The sequence below is a fragment of the Metabacillus halosaccharovorans genome (assembly GCF_002019635.1).
Lineage (GTDB): Bacteria > Bacillota > Bacilli > Bacillales > Bacillaceae > Metabacillus > Metabacillus halosaccharovorans.
Genome location: NZ_KV917371.1, coordinates 2,324,351 through 2,343,924, shown reverse-complemented (window position 1 = coordinate 2,343,924; position 19,574 = coordinate 2,324,351). Strand labels below are relative to the sequence as shown.

Below are 19,574 nucleotides of genomic sequence, written 5' to 3'. Positions count from 1 at the left end.
TATTATTTAGTGATCTCTTTCCGAAATTCTGCAGGTGTTTTTCCAATATGCTTTTTGAAAACCGTACTAAAATAACCTGAATTAGAGAAACCAACTAAATAAGCAACGTCAATAATTTTCAGCTGTCTGTCTAATAAAAATTCTTTTGCTTTCTCCATTCTCACCTGTATTAAATAGTCACTGAAGTTTTGTCCGACATGTTGTTTAAATAACTCAGATAAATACGCGCTATTTATATGAAATTGCTCTGATAACGACGTTAATGAAATTTCGCTGGCATAATGCTTATTTAAATACTCGCGAACATTTTCAACAATTTCAGATCCGTTTGAAGAACACCTTGCATCTTGAATTTTCTTTATAACGAGTTCTGCCAGCTTAATTAGCTGGTCGATCACTGTATGTTGTGTGTTTAGTTGCCAAATACTTTGTTGACAATTCCAAATAAGTTGATGGCGCTCATTTGTGTCGAGATTATATTTAGTAGCTAAAGAGCTTAATAAAAACAGTACTCTGCTGGCTGCAAATGAAAAGGACATCATCGATTGATTGTTTGTTTCCCCTAAGATTCCTTTCATATTATGTTTGAAGTCATGTATACTAATATTTTCTATTGAGTTTACCAACCTCTTTTCAACATCTAGTGAAAACTCATACAGTTCTTGATTGATTGTTCCGTCTATTACCTGGGAATGTGTACCGAGTTTGCTCTGACTCCAAGAAAGCAGTGCAGATATATAGCCGGATTTAAATTCTTTTAGTCCTGTTACAATCTTTCCGATTCCCACTACAGTCTCTATCTTTAAGTACTTTTTTACATGCTTTTGAACTCTATCAACGATAAAAGTTGTTTGTTGACCTTTATCACAATCTAAACGATGGATAAAGTGAAGCATATTTGTATAATTCGCATCATAAAAACAGTATGTGTTATCATATTCCCGGGCAATTTCCTTGCATAGCATCATAAATGGAAGCCATAGCTCTTTTAACAGCTGAGGATCTTTTGTTCTCATTTCGATTGTGAAAAACTGGACATTTACATCTTTACTAGTAAACTCATTTAACTGTAATTGTTGTAGCCGTTCAAGTGTACCTTTTAGCTCAGATAATTCCTCTTTAGCTAAATGAAGAAGATATTGTTGTTTCATTTCTTCTAACTGATTATGAACTAATTTGTTCATTTTCTCTGTTTCAAGCTTTTTTCTCTTTTCTTCCTCAAGCTCACTTCGAATTCTGTATAGAGCATGGATCAATTCATCTGGTGCAACTGGCTTTAATAAATAATCCTTAACACCTTCTACAAGTGAGGATCTTACATATTCAAAATCTGAATAACCTGATAAAACAACAACTTTTACATGTGGAAATTTACGATTTGCTCGTTTAGCAAATTCAATCCCATCCATGATCGGCATTCTCACATCTGTGATGACAATATCAACATCGATTGAATTTAAAAGATCAAGAGTTTCTTTACCATTGGAAGCTTCTCCAACAATTTGAAAGCCTTCTTCTTCCCAATCCACTTTCATCTTCAGCCCTTTACGAATTTGTATTTCATCATCAGTAATCACTACTTTCATCATGTATAGCCCCCTCAGTTACTTTTATCCCATTCTTAACGGTCAGTAAGACTCCTACCCTACTTCAAGATTTGATAGAAGCCGAGTAGAAAAATCGAGAGATAACTGCCCGTAAAGATCCGACGAAGGACAGGACGTCCTAGTCAGGCGAAAACCACAGGACGTGGCGTTCTAAGCGTGATAAGTTTCGCTAACCATCAGTGGGGGATGAAGTAAACCTCCACTGATGGAAGTCTCACTTTATACATAAGGTAATTTTTGTTCCATGTCCTACTTCAGACTCAATCGAAAAAGAAAATTCTGCTCCATAATACAAACTTAATCTCCCTAATACATTTTTAAGCCCAATACTATGACCATCACTATCTAAAGCAGAATCGTTTCCATCATTTTTAACAGTTTGGCATATGTTCGCTATCTCTTCATCTGACATTCCGATCCCTTTATCTTCCACGACAATAACTAATTGACCCTGTTGCACCATTGTTTTTATTTTAATGTCGGCTACAGTATGGTGGATAAAGCTATACTTAACTGCATTTTCAACAAGAGGTTGGATAATAAATTTAATAATGGGAATAGATTTAGTTTCTTCTTGTTCATCAATCTCGCAAGTTAGTGTTCCCTCATATCTTAACTTTAATATTTCTATAAAACTTCGAATATAAGAAATTTCCTCACCTAATTTCACCACATCTGTTCGAGTGTTCAATGAGTATCTCATCATACGACCTAAATAAATACTTACATTCATGACTTCTTTCTTCTTTCCTTGAACAGCTAAGCCACCGATGACTTCAAGTGTATTATTTAAAAAATGAGGATTTATTTGTAATAATAATGCCTTGTATTCTGCATCCTTTCTACGAATGTTTGCTTCATACTCCGTTTCGATTAAATGATTTAATTGCTCAATCGTATGATCGAAGACTTTTATCACATAACCAATTTCATGATGGTGAGATTTTATGGAAGGCATCACCCGCTTTGCTCCATTGAAATCCCCACGTTCTACAAATTTCATTGCTTTTGTTAACTTCCCTAATGGACTTACAATATTAGAAGACAATAAATAAGAGGTTAGAATGGTCAACAGAAATATTAAGGCACTTGTGATGAGTAAGTTCTTTTGCAGTTGATCGATTTTAGCAAATAACTCTGACTTCGTTATTTCACTTATTAAAATCCAATCACCGATTTTTTGTTTTTGAAAGAAAACAAGGTATTCCTCGTCATGATGGTTCACTTCGACTAAACCCATTTCTATACCGCTTTTGATATTCTCAAGACTTTTATTTAAGACCTCGTTCGGAGTATAAACCTCTCCGGGCAAAACATTAACGCCCTCTCCATCCAATAAGTAAACTCTGCCATTTTCACCAAGCTTAATTTTATTTAACGCCGTTTCTAGTAAAGAAGATGGAAAACTTACCTTTATAATCCCTGATAACTCCAGCATATTCATATCAAATAAAGGGATAAGATAGCCATTTAAGTTTATTTCCCGCATTTCTTGATGGAGTTGAAAGGAGTCAATATGAGTATTCATCCACCTTTGATCGTTTACTAAAAAATCTTGGTACCACTCAGTTTTCTGAAGGGAAGGAATATTTCCCCAAGTCCCGGTCCCATCATTAAGAAAAATAGAAATGGACATATTATTTGAATTGTTTATCATCATGGATGATAACTGCATTTTAAGTTGGTTTTTAATTAATAGCTTTTGTGCATTAGTTGTTGTTTCTTCCTCCTTTTCAGCCTTCAGCCAATCTTGTGTTGCCTGTCCCACCAGCACTTGTTTGCCGAGATCTTCCGCCTGGGTTGTAATGGAATCAAGGTATAAAGAATATTGATCCATCATTTCAATAGTTGAATCCTTTGTTTGCTGTTCTATGATCGAGGTAAACCAGGAAGGAATAATAATGGATAAAAGCAAGAATGGAACCGTTAACAGTAAAGTAAAAATTAAAAAAAGTCTATTCCTAAGCGAATAAAACATAGTTCCTCCTGAAATTTATCATTCTATTAACTAGTAATATACACCTTCCATTTTCAATTTTAAATAGCCAAAAGAGAATATTATATAAAGCAAAAACCTAAAATATATATGCTGACACGTTCATGTATATATGACACTTGTCATACTGTCCCTATGACACCTATGTCTACACTATTTTTTATCTTCTCTATATAATTAAGGTACAAACGATGAAGGGAATTAAAAAGATGAGTAAAGAATTGCAAAGAAATTTAAGAAAGCAAGTTGCTCCCTATGAAAAATCCAATACGAAAGCTAGTATTTGGCAACTTATTACAACACTTGGCCCGTTTTTTATTCTTTGGACACTTGCGTATCAAAGTTTAACAATATCTTACCTCCTTACCTTTGCGTTTACGGTCATTGCGGGAGGATTCCTAGTACGGATTTTCATCATTTTCCATGACTGTTGTCACTACTCATTCTTTAAAAATAGAACTGCTAACAAAGTGCTGGGAACGATTGCTGGCATCTTAACATTATTTCCATATAGTCAATGGCAGCATGATCACTCGATCCATCATGCAACAAGTGGTAACCTTGACAAACGAGGGACAGGCGATATATGGGTGCTAACAATCGATGAATACCTCGCTTCCTCAACTTGGCGTAAAATAGGCTACAGACTTTATCGTAATCCGTTTGTGATGTTTGGTCTTGGGCCGATTTATCAATTTTTAATTAAAAACCGTTTTAATAAAAAAGGTGCTAGAAAAAATGAACGCCTGAATACGTATTTAACAAATGTTTCAGTAGTAGTTCTAATCGTTTTCCTCTGCTGGGCACTTGGGACAGTACCGTTTCTTTTAGTACAAATCCCGATCTTTATGGTTTCAGGCTCACTTGGTATATGGCTCTTTTATGTTCAACATACATTTGAAGATTCTTATTATGAAGAAAATGAGGAATGGGAATATGTATTAGCAGCTGTTGAAGGCAGCTCGTACTATAAGCTTCCAAAACTTTTACAATGGTTATCAGGCAATATCGGGTATCACCATGTTCATCATTTAAGCCCGAGAGTACCAAATTATAAGCTTGAGGAAGTTCATAATCGTACAGAGCCATTACAAAATGTCCCTACGATCACGTTGGCTACCAGCTTACAATCTCTAAAATTCAAATTATGGGATGCACATAACAAACGCTTTGTAGGCTTTAACGCTTTAAGAAGTTATCAAAATAATTAACCTAAAGAGGATGACTCTTAGCTCATTACGATCCTTATTCAATTGGATAGTAAAATCTAAGTTGTCATCCTCTTAAAGCATGAAAAAAATGTATATGATAAAATATCACTAAAATCAATCTTTAAAGTAGGTTCGAAAAATGAAGAGAATCATTCAAAAAAGTAATGGCATTTCTCCATATATATGGGCTTTTTTAAGCATTTTACCTTTTTATTTCATTTTCCAATCATCTTCAACAGCTGAAATAATTGCCGGTATTACTCTAACAATTATGTTTTTTATTACGTTTCGTTACGCTTTCCTCTCTAAGAGCTGGAGGGTATATGCATTAACACTCATTCTCATTGGTATTTCCTTTACTTCTTCGTACTTGTTTAATTATTTCTACTTTTCCTTTTATATTGCGTATTTTATTGGAAATATAAAGGCCCGTGTACACTTTTTGACGCTTTATATTATTCACTTAGTTGCAACAGCAGTAGCCATAAACTTTAGTATTGTTTTACATGAGGAGTTATTATTAAGACAATTACCCTTTGTTCTAATAAGCTGCCTAAGTGTGATCTTCTTACCTTTCAGTATTTACAATCGAAAAGTACGTGACAATCTTCAAGAAAAATTAGAGGATGCCAACAAACGAATTTCTGAATTAGTCATATTAGAGGAGCGTCAAAGAATAGCTCGTGATCTTCACGATACATTAGGACAAAAACTGTCGATGATCGGACTAAAAAGTGATTTGGCTCGAAAAATTATCCATAAAGACCCTGAACAAGCAAAAAATGAAATGAAGGACATTCAACAAACTGCACGGACAGCATTAAATGAGGTTAGAAATATGGTCTCACAAATGCGTGGGATTCGATTAAAAGAAGAAATGACACATGTAAAACAAATTTTAAACGCTGCTCAAATTAAATTAGTTTGTGATGAGAATATATCGGTAACAAAAAATGTACCCCTACTAACAGAAAACATTTTAAGCATGTGCTTAAAGGAAGCTGTTACAAATGTTGTGAGACATAGTCAGGCATCAGCTTGCTTTATTTCATTAGAACAAACCCAAACTGAAATTATATTAAAAATAAGTGATGATGGAATTGGCAATACATCCACTGATTTTACCAAAGGAAACGGATTAGCAGGGATGAGAGAACGTCTCGAATTTGTTAATGGATACCTTAGCATTTCGACAGATAACGGTACATCACTCTTCATAACCGTTCCACATGTCGTCAAACAAGCAGATTAGGAGGATACTTATGATTCGTATTATCATTGCTGAAGATCAACAAATGCTTTTAGGCGCCTTAGGTTCTTTACTTAATTTAGAAGAAGACATGGAAGTCGTAGGGAAAGCTGGGAATGGAAAAGAAGCACTCACTCTTGTTGAAGAATTTAATCCGGACATTTGTATTATGGATATTGAGATGCCGGGCATGACTGGTCTAGAGGCTGCAGAACATTTAAAGGAGAAAAACTGTAAAGTCATTATCCTTACAACGTTCTCCCGCTCCGGCTATTTTCAACGTGCATTAAAAGCAGGTGTGAAAGGGTATCTTTTAAAAGATAGCCCAAGCGAAGAATTAGCCAATTCAATCCGTAGTATTATGGCCGGAAAACGAATTTATGCTCCTGAGTTAATGGATGATCTATATAGCGAAGAAAACCCTCTAACTGAACGGGAAAAAGAGGTACTTGGCTTAGTTGCAGAAGGAATGAACACAAAAGAAATTGCAGATCAACTTAGCATTAAATCTGGCACTGTGCGAAACTATATTTCTACAATTTTAGAAAAGCTCAATGTGAAAAATAGAATCGAGGCTATTAGCCAGTCAAAGGAAAAAGGTTGGTTTAAATGAAAGATAAGTTGAAAACAGAAAAACGCAGCGTTTATGGTTCAGACCATTCGCTGCGTTATATTAAGAAATCATTTAGTTTGATTGGCTATTTGTTTCCCCTTTTAATAGGTTAAAATCTGCAACTGGCATCGTAATGATTTTCCCGCCAATCTGAATATGAACGGTATTATCAAAGATTGCTTTTACAATTCCTTTTAATGATATTGTTGAGTCAACAGTAATTGGATTTTTTATATTAGCTTCCATTCTATGACACACCTTTCTATTAAAATAGGTTTGTGTGAAACGAATATAAAGTGTTTCAACCAATGTTCGTTTTCAATCATCTATAAGTAAAAATGATTATATGATTTATTATAAACCGCTAGAACCCAAAAGTCTCTTGAAAAGACTCAAAAATATTCATCAAAAAGCTCCAAATTTCATCATATTTAAAGCCCCCAAAAATTAGGCTCATCCATTTGAAACGATATGATCATTCATTTCGTCTAATGTACTAAGTACGGCATCTTGAAAAGAACATGTAAATTGACCTCACTCTTCCAACTCATCCGTATATAGAATAAATATTGGGGGATCAATATGAAGACAACGAAAGGTATAATAAAATTAGCAGCTTTAACATTGGGTTTAACTGGAATTTGGGGTATTTCCAGTGCAGAGGCTTCGACACAATATACGATAAAAAAGGGTGATACACTTTATCGTATTGCTGATAAAAACGAATTGACAGTATCGCAATTAAAACAAATTAACAACCTCTCTTCCTCACTAATTTATACTGGTAACACATTAACCATCCCAACTACGATTACCATCAATAAAGGTGATACACTCTACAGTTTTGCAAAAAAATATAACACTACTGTACAACAATTAAAATTCCTTAACCAACTTTCTTCAAATACAATTTATGCAGGAGATAAGCTCATCATTCCTACAACCGTTACAGTAAAAAAAGGTGACACCTTATACAGTATTGCAAACAATTATGGTTTAACAGTGAAAGAATTAAAAACCAGCAACTATTTAACCTCTGATTTGATCAAAGTCGGTCAAATTCTAAATGTCGATCAAGCAGGGACAACACCCTTCACTCCAACGAATTACCATGCATCTGAAATCATGATCAGCGCTTCTCCTAAAGAAGGGTACAGCTTTGATGCTGAGGAACCTAGACGGTTTATAATAAGTTATGACAAAAATGGTGAATATTTTTCCAGAATTGAAGTGTTGGATGCAAATGCCAATATTAATGAGATAAGGGAAAACTCAAGAGCATACTTAAAGGACTATAAGATAACCGAATATCCAACCAAAACGAGTTCACACCCCTTCTATCAAGATGCTGAATTTTTCCTGCATGGAACCTCAAGTAAAACCCAAGTGAATATTGTCATGAAAAAAGTAGATGGTGTTTGGATGCGTATAACGATTCATTATTTAAACAAAGAGGAGTCAGAAGGGATCACTCCAAAAATGATTGAAGCATTACAAACAGTTAAGGTCAAATGACCTTAACATCGTAACAAAACTGTAACATTAAAACAATTGACGATAACAGTTAAATACTTTATGATTAACTTAATTAAATAAGTCGTTCTCCTAAAGGGGAGTAGCTTTAACAACAAAGTCGTCATTACAGAGTGAATCACTCTCGGCTTCGTTGGCAACCATAACGTTGTTAGCAAGACCTTTACTATATTTGGTAAAGGTCTTTTATGTTTTCTAAACCTTTACCATGACGGTAAAGGTTTTTCTTTTATACCTATAGGATAACGAATAAAGGAGATCACTATATTGGTAAAAAAACTATCAATGGAAGAATTAATTAAGAAAAACAAAGAAGAGCTTCTTAATGATAAAGATCAACTAGATAAAATTGAAAAACGCCTTGAACAAAAATATGTCAAACAAAGCGAATATATTGGAGGAGATAAATGATGTTACTGAGGAAATATATGTCCCTTTTAGGTGTTGGTTCAGCTGTGATTGACCTAATTCTACCAAAAGACACATATAAACGCGGTGATTTAATTAACGGTTTTTTTCACCTTAAAGGTGGAACGATTGAGCAACAATTAAAAAGGATTGATAGTGATCTTGTTTTAATTGATAGAAATACAGATATAGAGAAAGTCATTGATACAGCTACGATCTTATCTTCAAAGCTTATCAACCCTGAAGAAGATAGCAAGGTATCTTTCACCTTTAAATTACCAGAAGATATCCCTGCTTCAACAGATAGTATTTCATATCGATTTAAAACCCGCCTTACCTTTAATGAAGGTGTTGAAAGTAAAGACCAGGATATCATTCAGGTCATATAAGATTATTTATTTGAAAGGACGATGAAAGATGTAGGATCCATTTCTTCTTCATCTATTATAAACAAGGAGAAATGATTTGCATTGACACATAGGCATATAAAATCTCTATTTTCCCCACCTTAACGGGCAGTAAAACTCCTAACGAAGATTCTTGAAGCAAAAAAGATAAGTTGGGAGATAACTGCCCATAAAGGTCCGATAAGTTTCGCTAACCATCAGTTGGGATGGAGATAACCCCACTGATGGAAGTCTCACTATATAGGAATCGTAATATTAACAATTTTCGAAACAAAGCTTGTTGCCTCACTTACATTAGAGGTGAAAAATCCCCCAAGATTCCATCAAAGTCTTGTTACTACAATCCAAAGCTTATCGTTCAAACCATAAAGGGGTGATTAATATTGATGAAACGATTAAAGAGACTTAAGTTTATCATTACTTTTTGGAGATTCCTTCCGTTTTTAAAGGAGTTCTTCTTCTCCAAACAAGTAGAATCTCATAAAAAGATATTGGGAACTTTACTCATTCTCACATATGTTTTCTTCCCATTTGATTTAATTCCTGACTATATTTCATTTTTAGGAATTGTGGATGATGTTGTGATTGCGACATTTGTGCTGGATTGGATGATTAAGTTGGCTCCGGAGTCATTGAAAGAGAAATATAAACTCTAGTTAGTTATGAAAAAAACGTCCTTCATATCACTATGAAGGACGTTTCTGTTTGTTCTCTCTTCCCTTATGTCTATCATCTCCGGTATGAAGAACATTCCTGCTATCATTCTCTTCCCTACTTGTCCATCATCACTCATCTATAAAACCAGGCGTGCATGTCACGCCTGATTGTAGTAGAATCTATAATCCTTATTCAGCTTCCATTTTCTCTCCAACCTTTTTTCTCTTGATCACAGTATAAAAAGCAGGAACGAACAGCAATGTGAAAATAGTTGAAAAGAAAATCCCGGAAATAATAGAGATTGCTAGTGGTGTGAATAAAACATCACCACTTAATGCAACCGGAATGAGTGCTCCTATCGAAGTCACAGCTGTTAATAGAACAGGTCTCAACCTCGCCTCTCCTGACTCAATAACTGCATCAATTAAATCTGCTCCTTCTTTAAGTCTTTGGTCCATAAACTCAATAAAAACTGTCGCATTTCTTACAACAATTCCAGCTAGTGAGACAATTCCCATCATTGCCATAAAGCCTAATCCTGTTTGTGTAATAAAAAGCCCAATAACTGCTCCAGAAATAGCCAAATAAACTGTACTCATGATTAATAGTGGAATTCTTAATGAATTAAACTGAACAACCATTAGTATATAAATCAGGAACACGACAATAATAAACAGCTTACCAACCTCTATGAAAAAGTCGGTTCGAGCAGAGGATTCCCCACCAACTGACACATAAATGGATTCGGACTTATACTCTTCCGCAAGTTGGTTGATTTCTTTTTCAACCTCTGATTTTTGATCTTCATTTGGATACGTTCTAATTGTAACTGTGCGTTGGCCATCATTATGAGGAATAGACTGAATCTCTTCCCCTTCATTTACAGTAATCAAATTTGATAACGAAACAAGCTCAGGTGGACCCTGTAAGGTAGTGACTTTTGAAGGTAATTCTATCTCTTCAAGATTCATATCCTCACCTTGTTCTACACCACCTATTCTTATGGAAAAGTCTCTGCTTTGTGTCCCATCATCATAAGAACCCATCGGAACACCATCAGTTAATAAGCGAATTTGTTGGCTAATTTCATTTGTTGAAATTCCATGTTTTTGCATTTCTTCTCGATTCGGTGTGTAGACAACAGTCGGACGTGATTTTCCCACATCATCTATCACGGCACCATTGCCTTCAATCTTTGAAAGATCTTCTTTCATATTATCTACAGTATCCATCAGCTCTTGTAACTGATCTCCGGAGACTGTTATGGCAATTGGTGCACCAACAGGTGGTCCTGCTTCAATTGTGGACATGGAAATAATCGCATCAGAATACTTATCTCTTAATGTATCCTCCCACTTTTCAATGGTTTCTTCAGCAGATTGGGAGTCTTTGTCTACCCTAAGATCTAATTGACCGCTATTTTCTCCTGGATTTGACATAACACTTCCAAATAAACCAGGTTCTCCTGTACCAACAAACGTAGTAACTTCATAAATGGTTGAATCTTCTTTCTCCAAATATGTTTTCATATCGGATAAATAATTTTCTGTTTGTTCTAACGTTTTTTCAGGAGGTAAAGTGACTGAAACAGTTACTTCTTCCCGATCTGCACTTGGAAAAAAGACTACAGGGATAAATGGGACTAATCCATATACTAATGTACAGAAAGCTAGAACAAGAATACCGACTCGCAGTGGAAATTTAACAATTTTCTTCAAAATCTTTTCGCTGTACCAGGCAGCAATTGAATGTAATGGTTTATCTAATAAACCTTCTCTTTGTTTAGCTTTCACAGGTTTTTTTTCAGCTAGTTTCTGTCTCCAAACTAAGAAGATAGGAACTAATGTTAATGCAATGATCGTTGATCCAATGATTGCTGTTATAAGTACTGTTGGTAAAGCTCTAATGAAGGCTCCATTAGATCCACCAATAAATGTTAGTGGAAGAAATGTAAATACAACTGCAAGCGTTGACGTGATAATAGAGACTCTTACCTCTTTTGCTCCGCGTAAAGCTCCCTCCAATGGACGATCACCTAGATTGTACCTTCTCCTAATATTATCGCTAATGACAATTCCGTCATCTACTAAAATTCCAAGTGCTATAATCATGCCTATAATTGAGATCTGATTCAAGTCTACATCCAGATAAGGAAGTGGAATTAATCCCAGTAGAATAGACGTCGGGATAGCAATTGCAACAATTAAGGCTGAATTTGCACTTAGTCCTAGCACACTAACAAATACAACGACAATAATAGATATTAAAAATGATAAGCCTAGGTCATTAAAGATCTTTCCAACAATTGTATCTTGAGTATAATAATCGTCTAACTTAATTTCACTAGGTAAATCTTTAGCAAGCTCCATTACCTTTTCATCAACCATATTATGAAGTGAAGGGATATCAACACCTGGTTCTTGATGAATTGTCATAGATATGGCAGAAGTATCTTGAAAGGTAACAAGGTTCGGCTTTTCTTTTGGAACAAGCTTTAACACACCTATATCACCAACAAGAATTTCATCCCCCTCCTCATCTACCTTAATAAAGACTTTTTCAACCTCTTCAATTGTATTGATATGATCGATTAATAACTGCTTTTTCCCTTCTTCCAGTTCTTGACTACCTAATGGAGTTATATTTAATTCATTGTTGATTGCCTCTGTAATGTCTGGAAAAATGATTCCCATTTCTTTCATCTGATCGGAGTCAAGAATTAGTTCATACTGTTCCTCAGGAAGTCCTTTGAAAGATACCTTACGAACACCCTCAATTTCTTCTAAATCCTTTTTCCAATTCATCATTAGCTCTGTTTGACTTTGTAAAAGTTGTCTATCATCACTTAATAAATGATAGGAGGATAGAGTTCCTGCTGAAATATCTGAATTTACCTCAGGTGTAATGACATTCTCGGGTAGTGATTTACTAACATCAGCAACACTTTGCCTTACCTCGGACAAAATTTGATTACGGTCTTCCTTATCATCCAATTCAAGGACAATATTAGAAATGCCTGATCCTGAAATAGATGTAATTTTACTTATACCCTTGATACCTTCAAGTTTTTCTTCTAGGGGATTGGTAACCGATCTTTCAACTAATTCTGGATTTGCCCCGGGGTAAACTGTCGTAATTGTGCTCACATTTACCGAGACCTCAGGAATTTCCCGTTTCGGTAATTGTAACGCAGTTAATGCACCGATAATAATTAATAATAGTAAAAAAGTAATCGTAATCTTAGGGCGTTTTATGAATGTATCAAACATAAAGTACTCTCCTCTTTTCCTTTATATTAAGTTATCTTTTTTGCATATATGACCAATGGGTACTTGAAAATTAGATAAGAATACCGTTATTCCTCTATTAAGCTGGACCACTTACTGACTAATGGGTACTACTAAAGCAGAAGGAACTTCTTTTTCATTAAGGAACGTTCCTTTTACACCCGTTTATAAAGAGATCAACTACAAATAAAACAGTTTGTAACAGATTTGAGTAATCATAATGTTGATCAAAGAAAATATCACGTTTATAATTTTCAAGCATACCTATAAATGCTTTAGCATGCTCACTTGCGTTTTCAATGTTTTCTTCTTCCATAACTGATGTCACATAGACATGGTAGTGATCGAGAAATTCGTGTAAGCTTTGAATCATCTTTGGATCATTATTGTATGCTTGTAAGTATTTATTAGGAGTATGGCGATCATTATAAAAAACAACTAACTGCTCTTCAGCAATACAAATTAGTTTTTCCTTCAAAGTTGAAAATCTGGATACTTTTTCTTCAATCATTTTAAGATAACCACGAAATCTATGCACATGTGTCTCAATATATAACTCATCCTTGGAAGAATAATATAAGTAAATGGTGCCCTTTGATACGCCAGCCAGCTCAGCAACTTCGATCATTTTTGTATCATAAAATCCTTTTTTCCCAAATACTTGACTTGCTGCAAGTAATATCTTTTCCTTTCGATCTTGCCCTCTTGTCAAAACGAAACCTCCACTCAAAACCAATTGGTCAATTCAACTATATTATGCTATCCCCAAAAGTTCAATTTCTAATGTGCTGAACTTTTTTACATCTATATACTTTTTCTCAATAAAAAGCCACATTCCAAGTTTATTGAAATGTGGCTCTAACATTATTATTTACTGAATGCTTCTGTTAAGACAGGAACAATTTGTTTTTTACGTGATACAACACCTTGTAATGTCGCTTGATTATTATCTAACGATACATTAAATGCCTGCTCTACTTTGCCTGCTTGTTGACCGATTGCAACAGCAACTGAATCATTTGTTAAAATGTCCGTTACAACAAATAAGAATAGGTCTAAGCCTTTTTCTGAAACAACATTGTTTAGTGCTGCTTCAATATCTGCTTTATTTGCAAGAACGTCGTTTGTATCAACAGCATTTACTTGTGCAATTTCGACTTTGCTAGCACCCATTTGGAATTCTTTTGCATCTAATGAGATTAATTGCTCAACTGATTTATCACTTAAATCAGCACCGGCTTTTAACATGTCTAAGCCGTAAGAATTAGCATCAACACCAGCTATTTCTGCTAATTCTTTAGCTGCATCGATGTCTTCTTGAGTACATGTTGGAGATTTGAATAATAAAGAATCAGAAATAATCGCTGAAAGCATTAATCCTGCTGTTTCTTTTTCAATTTCTACACCATGTTCTTTGTAAAGCTTATTCAAAATTGTTGCTGTACAACCAACTGGTTCAGCACGATAGTACAAAGGATCACTTGTTTCAAAGTTTGCAATACGGTGATGATCAATTACTTCAAGAACACGAACTTCATCGATATCTTCAGCACTCTGTTGACGCTCATTATGGTCAACTAAAATAACTTCGCTTGCTTCTCCGGCTACTTTCTCTACTAAACGTGGAGCATCTTTTTTGAAGAAATCAAGCGCGTATTGAGTTTCACCACTTACTTCCCCTAAACGTACAGGTTCAGCGTTTTGTCCGATTTTATTTTTTAACTCAGCGTATGCAATCGCAGAACAGATTGTATCTGTATCAGGATTTTTGTGACCAAAAACAAGTACTTTTTCCATAATTAACTCCTTTACACATTGAAATATACTCTATCATATCATAACTACTATGGTTTAATTAACTAGGATTTGTGAAAAAATTGTATTAATCTCTTTTAAAATGGATGGAAACCCATTCATTTGTTTGCGATTTTTCTTCAATAGAGAAGCCACCTTTAGCGAATACATTGATTAAGTCATCAAGATGCCATTCCACAAGCCCTGATATAAAAAAGTCATCACTATTTTTAAGAAGATTATGTCTTTCAATAATGCTTATCGTTTCATTCGCTCCGATATTAATCAAGATTAAATCATAGTTTTCATTAATCTCATAATCTCCTGTGATTAAATCAGCTTGAACAACCTGAAGATCATTTGTTAAGTCATTTAGCTGCGCATTATGGTAAAGTTCACGTGCAACCTCCTCATAATCAACTGCAACAACTTTATCTGCTCCTTTTAAAGATGCAGCAATTGCAAGCATACCAGAGCCTGTACCAAGATCAAGAACGGATTTACCCGTAAGATCCTTATTTAGAATCATACGTAAGCATCCTTGTGTTGTTTCATGTAGACCTGTACCAAATGCCGCAAGCGGATCAAATTTCAATACATGCTTGTCATCGTATTCCTGTTCTGAGCTAGGATACTTTATGATCCATCCATTTCCTAAATCAATGTCCTCAAATTCATAGGATTGCTCCCAATTTGTTTCATCGTATGTTTTATATGTAATGTCATCTCTAGAAATAGAAAGAGTTGCTTCTAATAAAGGGTAGTATGCTTCGGGTAGATGGTCTACCTCCTGATCACTTGCATAAATTTTCAGTTCAACAAGCTGATCTTTTTTTTCCTCATACCCATAGCCATTTTGTACCTTAATAATTTCAATAGGTGATTCATAGTATAGATTGTAAATACCTGCTGCATTAAGCAGATCAGTGACTTCATTAATCTCGTTAAAAGGTACATTTATTGAAAATTCGTGTAACATACATCGATTCCTCTCTTCATGTAGTGCTTCACTACAAATTGTCCATACACAGTTTAATATACAATGAAAGAGGATAGCAAATTTTATTTTTTCTTGCACTTAGTTTACTGTAAGTTAAAAAGCCGGAATCTCTCAACAATGAAGGAAAATCTTTTAACTTTCACTTAGAATCTTTCAACTTTCAGGAAAAATCTATCAACTTTTACTCAAAATCCATCATTCGACAATTTCTGTGTAAGAATCAAAAAAACCTAGCTCCTGATGAGCTAGGCTAACTATTAATATTTCTTTCAATGTCCACATAGTCTCTCCATCTATGTTTAGGCTGCCAATTTAATAGCTTCTTTGCCTTTTCATTTGAAAGCAAAGTTTCATAACCCTGTAGTGGTCTTCTAATTTCTGCAGCAGGATAAACCGTTTCCATTAACTGATGACTTTCGATATTAACGCTGGTTTCATCTGCAGCAATATTTAGAGCAACTGAGCCTAGCCCATCTGCTTCAATCGCTAGTCGGAAAGCGGTTGCTGCATCCCTTGCATCAATATAACTCCACATAATCACCTTTCGTTGTTCAGGATCATGAATAAAACTTGGAAAGTTGTTATACATATGAGGAGCAATAATATTTCCAAGTCTCATTGAAACAACTTGGAGACCTGTTCTTCGATGAATCATATCGGCTGTTTGTTCATTTACAATTTTGGATAACCCATAGCTATCTTCCGGTAATTGTGGATGATCCTCATCAAGTGGTACATATTGTGGTGAAAGCTCCTTTAGCGGAAACACCAAACCATATGAGGACTCACTTGAAGCAATGACCGCTTTTTTGACTCCCAATGTTCCTGCTGCTTCCAACACATTATAAGTAGACATCACATTGTTTTTAAATGTTACTTCATTAGGATGCGAGTATGCGACTGGAATGGCTGCTAAATGAACCACAGCATCCGCTCCAGCTAATACCCCATACACTTCTCCTAAATTTTGCAAATCTACTAAGACCGTTTTACATATAGGTTCTGTTGGATATGTTCGATCTGCATTTACGACTTCATATCCATTATCAAGAAATTCCTTTATAACGGATGATCCTAGTAATCCGCTACCACCGGTTACAACGACTTTTTTCATTCATTCACTTCCTTATTTTAAGATTTCCTCGATTTGTGCAAGAACATCACCTGGTACTGTCACATCAGATCCTTTTGCATTTTCTATGATTTGTTCAGGTTTTGTTGCCCCTACCAAAGTACTTGCAATACCCGGTAAACGAAGAATCCAAGCAATTGCTAATTGTGACAAACTAATATCTAATTCCTTCGCAATCCCATCTAATTTTTCTACCTTTGATAAAACCTCATCTGTTAAAAGCCTGTTCATATGCATGTTTGATTTCGGATCAGTAGCACGACTTCCTTCAGGAGCACGATTACTTAAACTGTATTTTCCAGTTAATAATCCTTGAGCTAATGGAGAGAAAACAATTTGACTAATTCCGTGTTGCTCACTAACTGGCAGAACTTCATCCTCAATATAACGATGTAACATACTGTAATTAGGTTGGTTAACGACAATTCTATCCAATAAATATTTATCAGCTGTTCCAATAGCTTCTTGAATTTGCTGTGCTGTCCATTCACTCACACCGGCATATAAAATTTTCCCTTGACGTACCAAATCATCAATTGTGCGTAATGTTTCATCAACAGGTGTTTCTGGATCATAACGGTGACAGTAATAAATATCTACATAATCTGTTTTTAATCTTTTTAAACTTGCATGCAGTTGCTCAAAAACATGCTTTCTTGATAGACCCCGATCATTCGGTCCTTCACCCATCGGCCAAAACACCTTAGTAGCCAACACGTATGAATCACGACGATACTTCCCTAGAGCCTCACCAACTACTTTTTCAGATTCCCCTTTTGCATAAACATTCGCTGTGTCAAAAGAATTAATTCCTAAATCATACGCTGTTTCAATTGTTTTTATCGCTTTATCATTTTCCGTAGAAGCTCCATATGTTAGCCAGCTTCCCAAGCTAACTTCACTTACTTTAAGCCCCGATCTACCAAGACGTCTATACTTCATTCAAACCCATCCCCTTTATAATGTATGTAGTAACAGAAAACGTTTACATTTTTAAATTATAAATTTTTTGAAGATTGTATACAAGTACTGAAATTTTGTTGATATAATTAAAAACAAGTAATCTACTATACTTTTTATAGTAACTATAAGGGGGTACTATGGAAAAAGTAAATGAACTACATATTGAATGTTCAATTGAAAAAGCACTGAATATTATTGGTGGAAAATGGTCTTTTCTTGTCATTAAACAGCTTTTTGATGGCACAAAACGATTTGGTGAATTACAACGGGCTATACCGAAAATCAGTCCAAAGGCATTAACAGATACTCTTCGTCATTTAGAAAATCATCAAGTCTTAACTAGAGAAACATTTGCAACAGTACCTGTTACTGTGGAATATACATTGACAGAAAAAGGCCATTCTCTTCATCCTATGATTAAAGAAATGAAAAAGTGGGGTTCACATTGGGGTTAAAACCGTAACAAATAGGTCTTAGCAGAAAAAGGATTCGATGATTCGAACCCTTTTTCATTTGACAATTTTTTACTTTTCCAACATATTGTAAACCTGTTCAACATCCTTATCTCCGCGCCCTGAAAGATTTACGATAATTGAGTCTTCTGATCCCAGTTGGTTTGCCAGCTTCATAGCATAAGCAACGGCATGTGAGCTTTCAAGTGCCGGAATAATGCCTTCTACTTTTGACAAAATTTGAAATGCTTCTAAAGCTTCCTCGCCTGTTACTGTTACATATTCAGCCCTGTTTGTTGTTTTCAAATAGCTATGTTCAGGTCCAATCCCCGGGTAATCCAGTCCTGCTGCAATCGAATAAGTAGGCTTTGGTTCTCCCTTTTCGTCAAGCAATGTTAAGCATTTAAAACCGTGAATAACAGCGGGTTTCCCTTCTGTTAATGAAGGAGCTTCTGCAGGTTCCACTCCAATTAATCGTACTGCTTGTTCATTAATATAATGAGCAAATGCCCCGATGGCATTACTGCCTCCACCTGCACATGCAATGACGGCTGCCGGCAGCTTTCCTTCCTTCTCTAAAATCTGCTTTTTCGATTCTTCACTAATGATGGATTGAAAATGCTTAACCATCGTTGGGAAAGGATGTGGCCCAACTGCAGAGCCTAAAAGATAAAAGGTATTTTCATAGTTTTCAACTAAATCATTTAAGGCCGCATCTACCGCATCTTTTAATCTACCTTGCCCCTTATCGACTGAAACTACCTTTGCACCTAAAAGCTCCATACGAAATACATTTAAAGCTTGTCGTTCAGTATCTAATTTCCCCATATAGATCGTGCAATCCATACCCCCAACGATCGCACAAGCAGTTGCTGTTGCAACACCATGCTGTCCGGCACCAGTTTCTGCAATAATTCTTGTTGCTCCCATCCGCTTTGCTAATAATATTTGTCCAATTGCATTGTTAATTTTATGTGCCCCTGTATGGTTTAAATCTTCACGTTTTAAGTATATTTTTGCTCCACCTACCTGCTTCGAGAGATTTTCAGCATATGTAAGCGGGTTTTCCCGCCCGATGTATTCTTTCATATAGTATTGAAACTCTTGAATAAACTCAGGGTCTTTTTTATACTTTTCAAAGTTTTCATCTAGTATGGTTAAAACATTTTTTAAATCATCAGGAACAAAACTACCGCCAAACTCACCAAAATAGCCTTTTTCAATAGTATGATTACTCATTAATGCTTCTCCCCTTTGCCTAAAAA

At 35.2% G+C, this 19,574-nt stretch carries 18 protein-coding genes; 8 read left to right on the top strand and 10 right to left on the bottom strand.

All coding sequences use genetic code 11. The features are described 5' to 3' along the window. Positions 1-2 precede the first annotated feature (2 nt). Together BK577_RS11235 and BK577_RS11230 are read right to left on the bottom strand one after the other, a co-directional pair. Positions 3-1,586 carry a response regulator transcription factor gene (locus BK577_RS11235; protein ID WP_078433544.1) on the bottom strand — a complete coding sequence of 528 codons (1,584 nt, stop codon included), beginning with the start codon at positions 1,584-1,586 and terminating at the stop codon, positions 3-5. Positions 1,587-1,821: 235 nt separating this feature from the next. Next, a complete protein-coding gene (locus tag BK577_RS11230; RefSeq protein ID WP_078432957.1) occupies positions 1,822-3,585 on the bottom strand; it encodes a sensor histidine kinase in 1,764 nt (587 codons plus the stop codon). 227 nt (positions 3,586-3,812) lie between these two features. Here BK577_RS11230 and desA point away from each other — a divergent pair, with 227 nt between their 5' ends. The 3 genes from desA to BK577_RS11215 all read left to right on the top strand — a co-directional run bounded on the left by desA (position 3,813) and on the right by BK577_RS11215 (position 6,676). Continuing rightward, a complete protein-coding gene (gene desA / locus BK577_RS11225) occupies positions 3,813-4,814 on the top strand; it encodes a Delta(5) desaturase DesA (protein WP_078432956.1) in 1,002 nt (333 codons plus the stop codon). A 139-nt stretch (positions 4,815-4,953) separates the two neighbouring features. Next, positions 4,954-6,066, top strand: coding sequence for a sensor histidine kinase (locus tag BK577_RS11220; RefSeq protein WP_078432955.1), 1,113 nt, complete (start codon positions 4,954-4,956; stop codon positions 6,064-6,066). Between the two features lie 10 nt (positions 6,067-6,076). Further along, positions 6,077-6,676 carry a response regulator transcription factor gene (locus BK577_RS11215; RefSeq protein WP_078432954.1) on the top strand — a complete coding sequence of 200 codons (600 nt, stop codon included), beginning with the start codon at positions 6,077-6,079 and terminating at the stop codon, positions 6,674-6,676. A gap of 72 nt (positions 6,677-6,748) precedes the next feature. Here BK577_RS11215 and BK577_RS26005 read toward each other — a convergent pair whose 3' ends face one another. Next, entirely contained in the window at positions 6,749-6,922 is a 174-nt protein-coding gene (locus tag BK577_RS26005) for a hypothetical protein (protein WP_169908222.1), read from the bottom strand. A gap of 336 nt (positions 6,923-7,258) precedes the next feature. Here BK577_RS26005 and BK577_RS11210 point away from each other — a divergent pair, with 336 nt between their 5' ends. The 4 genes from BK577_RS11210 (at position 7,259) to BK577_RS11195 (ending at position 9,680) form a co-directional block, all read left to right on the top strand. Beyond that, complete coding sequence (locus BK577_RS11210) at positions 7,259-8,191, top strand: LysM peptidoglycan-binding domain-containing protein (RefSeq protein WP_078432953.1); 933 nt, start codon at positions 7,259-7,261, stop codon at positions 8,189-8,191. A gap of 285 nt (positions 8,192-8,476) precedes the next feature. Continuing rightward, positions 8,477-8,620 carry an FbpB family small basic protein gene (locus BK577_RS11205; protein ID WP_253958147.1) on the top strand — a complete coding sequence of 48 codons (144 nt, stop codon included), beginning with the start codon at positions 8,477-8,479 and terminating at the stop codon, positions 8,618-8,620. Beyond that, positions 8,617-9,006 (top strand): sporulation protein, encoded by a 390-nt coding sequence (locus BK577_RS11200; RefSeq protein WP_232230089.1) that lies wholly within the window; start codon positions 8,617-8,619, stop codon positions 9,004-9,006. The genes BK577_RS11205 and BK577_RS11200 overlap by 4 nt, the downstream gene beginning before the upstream one ends. Positions 9,007-9,410: 404 nt before the next feature. Then, positions 9,411-9,680: a YkvA family protein gene (locus BK577_RS11195; protein ID WP_078433542.1), complete on the top strand. Its 270-nt coding sequence runs from the start codon at positions 9,411-9,413 to the stop codon at positions 9,678-9,680. Positions 9,681-9,869: 189 nt separating this feature from the next. Here the strand turns inward: BK577_RS11195 and BK577_RS11190 are convergent, their stop codons facing one another. The 6 genes from BK577_RS11190 to BK577_RS11165 all read right to left on the bottom strand — a co-directional run bounded on the left by BK577_RS11190 (position 9,870) and on the right by BK577_RS11165 (position 17,836). Further along, entirely contained in the window at positions 9,870-12,950 is a 3,081-nt protein-coding gene (locus BK577_RS11190; protein ID WP_078432952.1) for an efflux RND transporter permease subunit, read from the bottom strand. A gap of 157 nt (positions 12,951-13,107) precedes the next feature. Further along, positions 13,108-13,680 (bottom strand): TetR/AcrR family transcriptional regulator, encoded by a 573-nt coding sequence (locus tag BK577_RS11185; RefSeq protein ID WP_169908220.1) that lies wholly within the window; start codon positions 13,678-13,680, stop codon positions 13,108-13,110. A gap of 155 nt (positions 13,681-13,835) precedes the next feature. Then, a complete protein-coding gene (locus tag BK577_RS11180) occupies positions 13,836-14,765 on the bottom strand; it encodes a manganese-dependent inorganic pyrophosphatase (RefSeq protein WP_078432950.1) in 930 nt (309 codons plus the stop codon). Between the two features lie 85 nt (positions 14,766-14,850). After that, complete coding sequence (locus BK577_RS11175; protein ID WP_078432949.1) at positions 14,851-15,741, bottom strand: 50S ribosomal protein L11 methyltransferase; 891 nt, start codon at positions 15,739-15,741, stop codon at positions 14,851-14,853. A 271-nt stretch (positions 15,742-16,012) separates the two neighbouring features. Then, complete coding sequence (locus tag BK577_RS11170) at positions 16,013-16,876, bottom strand: NAD-dependent epimerase/dehydratase family protein (RefSeq protein ID WP_078432948.1); 864 nt, start codon at positions 16,874-16,876, stop codon at positions 16,013-16,015. Between the two features lie 12 nt (positions 16,877-16,888). Then, complete coding sequence (locus BK577_RS11165; RefSeq protein ID WP_078432947.1) at positions 16,889-17,836, bottom strand: aldo/keto reductase family protein; 948 nt, start codon at positions 17,834-17,836, stop codon at positions 16,889-16,891. A gap of 158 nt (positions 17,837-17,994) precedes the next feature. Here BK577_RS11165 and BK577_RS11160 point away from each other — a divergent pair, with 158 nt between their 5' ends. Continuing rightward, positions 17,995-18,312 carry a winged helix-turn-helix transcriptional regulator gene (locus BK577_RS11160; protein WP_078432946.1) on the top strand — a complete coding sequence of 106 codons (318 nt, stop codon included), beginning with the start codon at positions 17,995-17,997 and terminating at the stop codon, positions 18,310-18,312. Between the two features lie 69 nt (positions 18,313-18,381). Here the strand turns inward: BK577_RS11160 and trpB are convergent, their stop codons facing one another. After that, the gene (gene trpB / locus BK577_RS11155) at positions 18,382-19,548 is read right to left on the bottom strand and encodes a tryptophan synthase subunit beta (RefSeq protein ID WP_078432945.1); all 1,167 of its coding nucleotides are present in this window, start codon (positions 19,546-19,548) and stop codon (positions 18,382-18,384) included. Positions 19,549-19,574 lie beyond the last annotated feature (26 nt).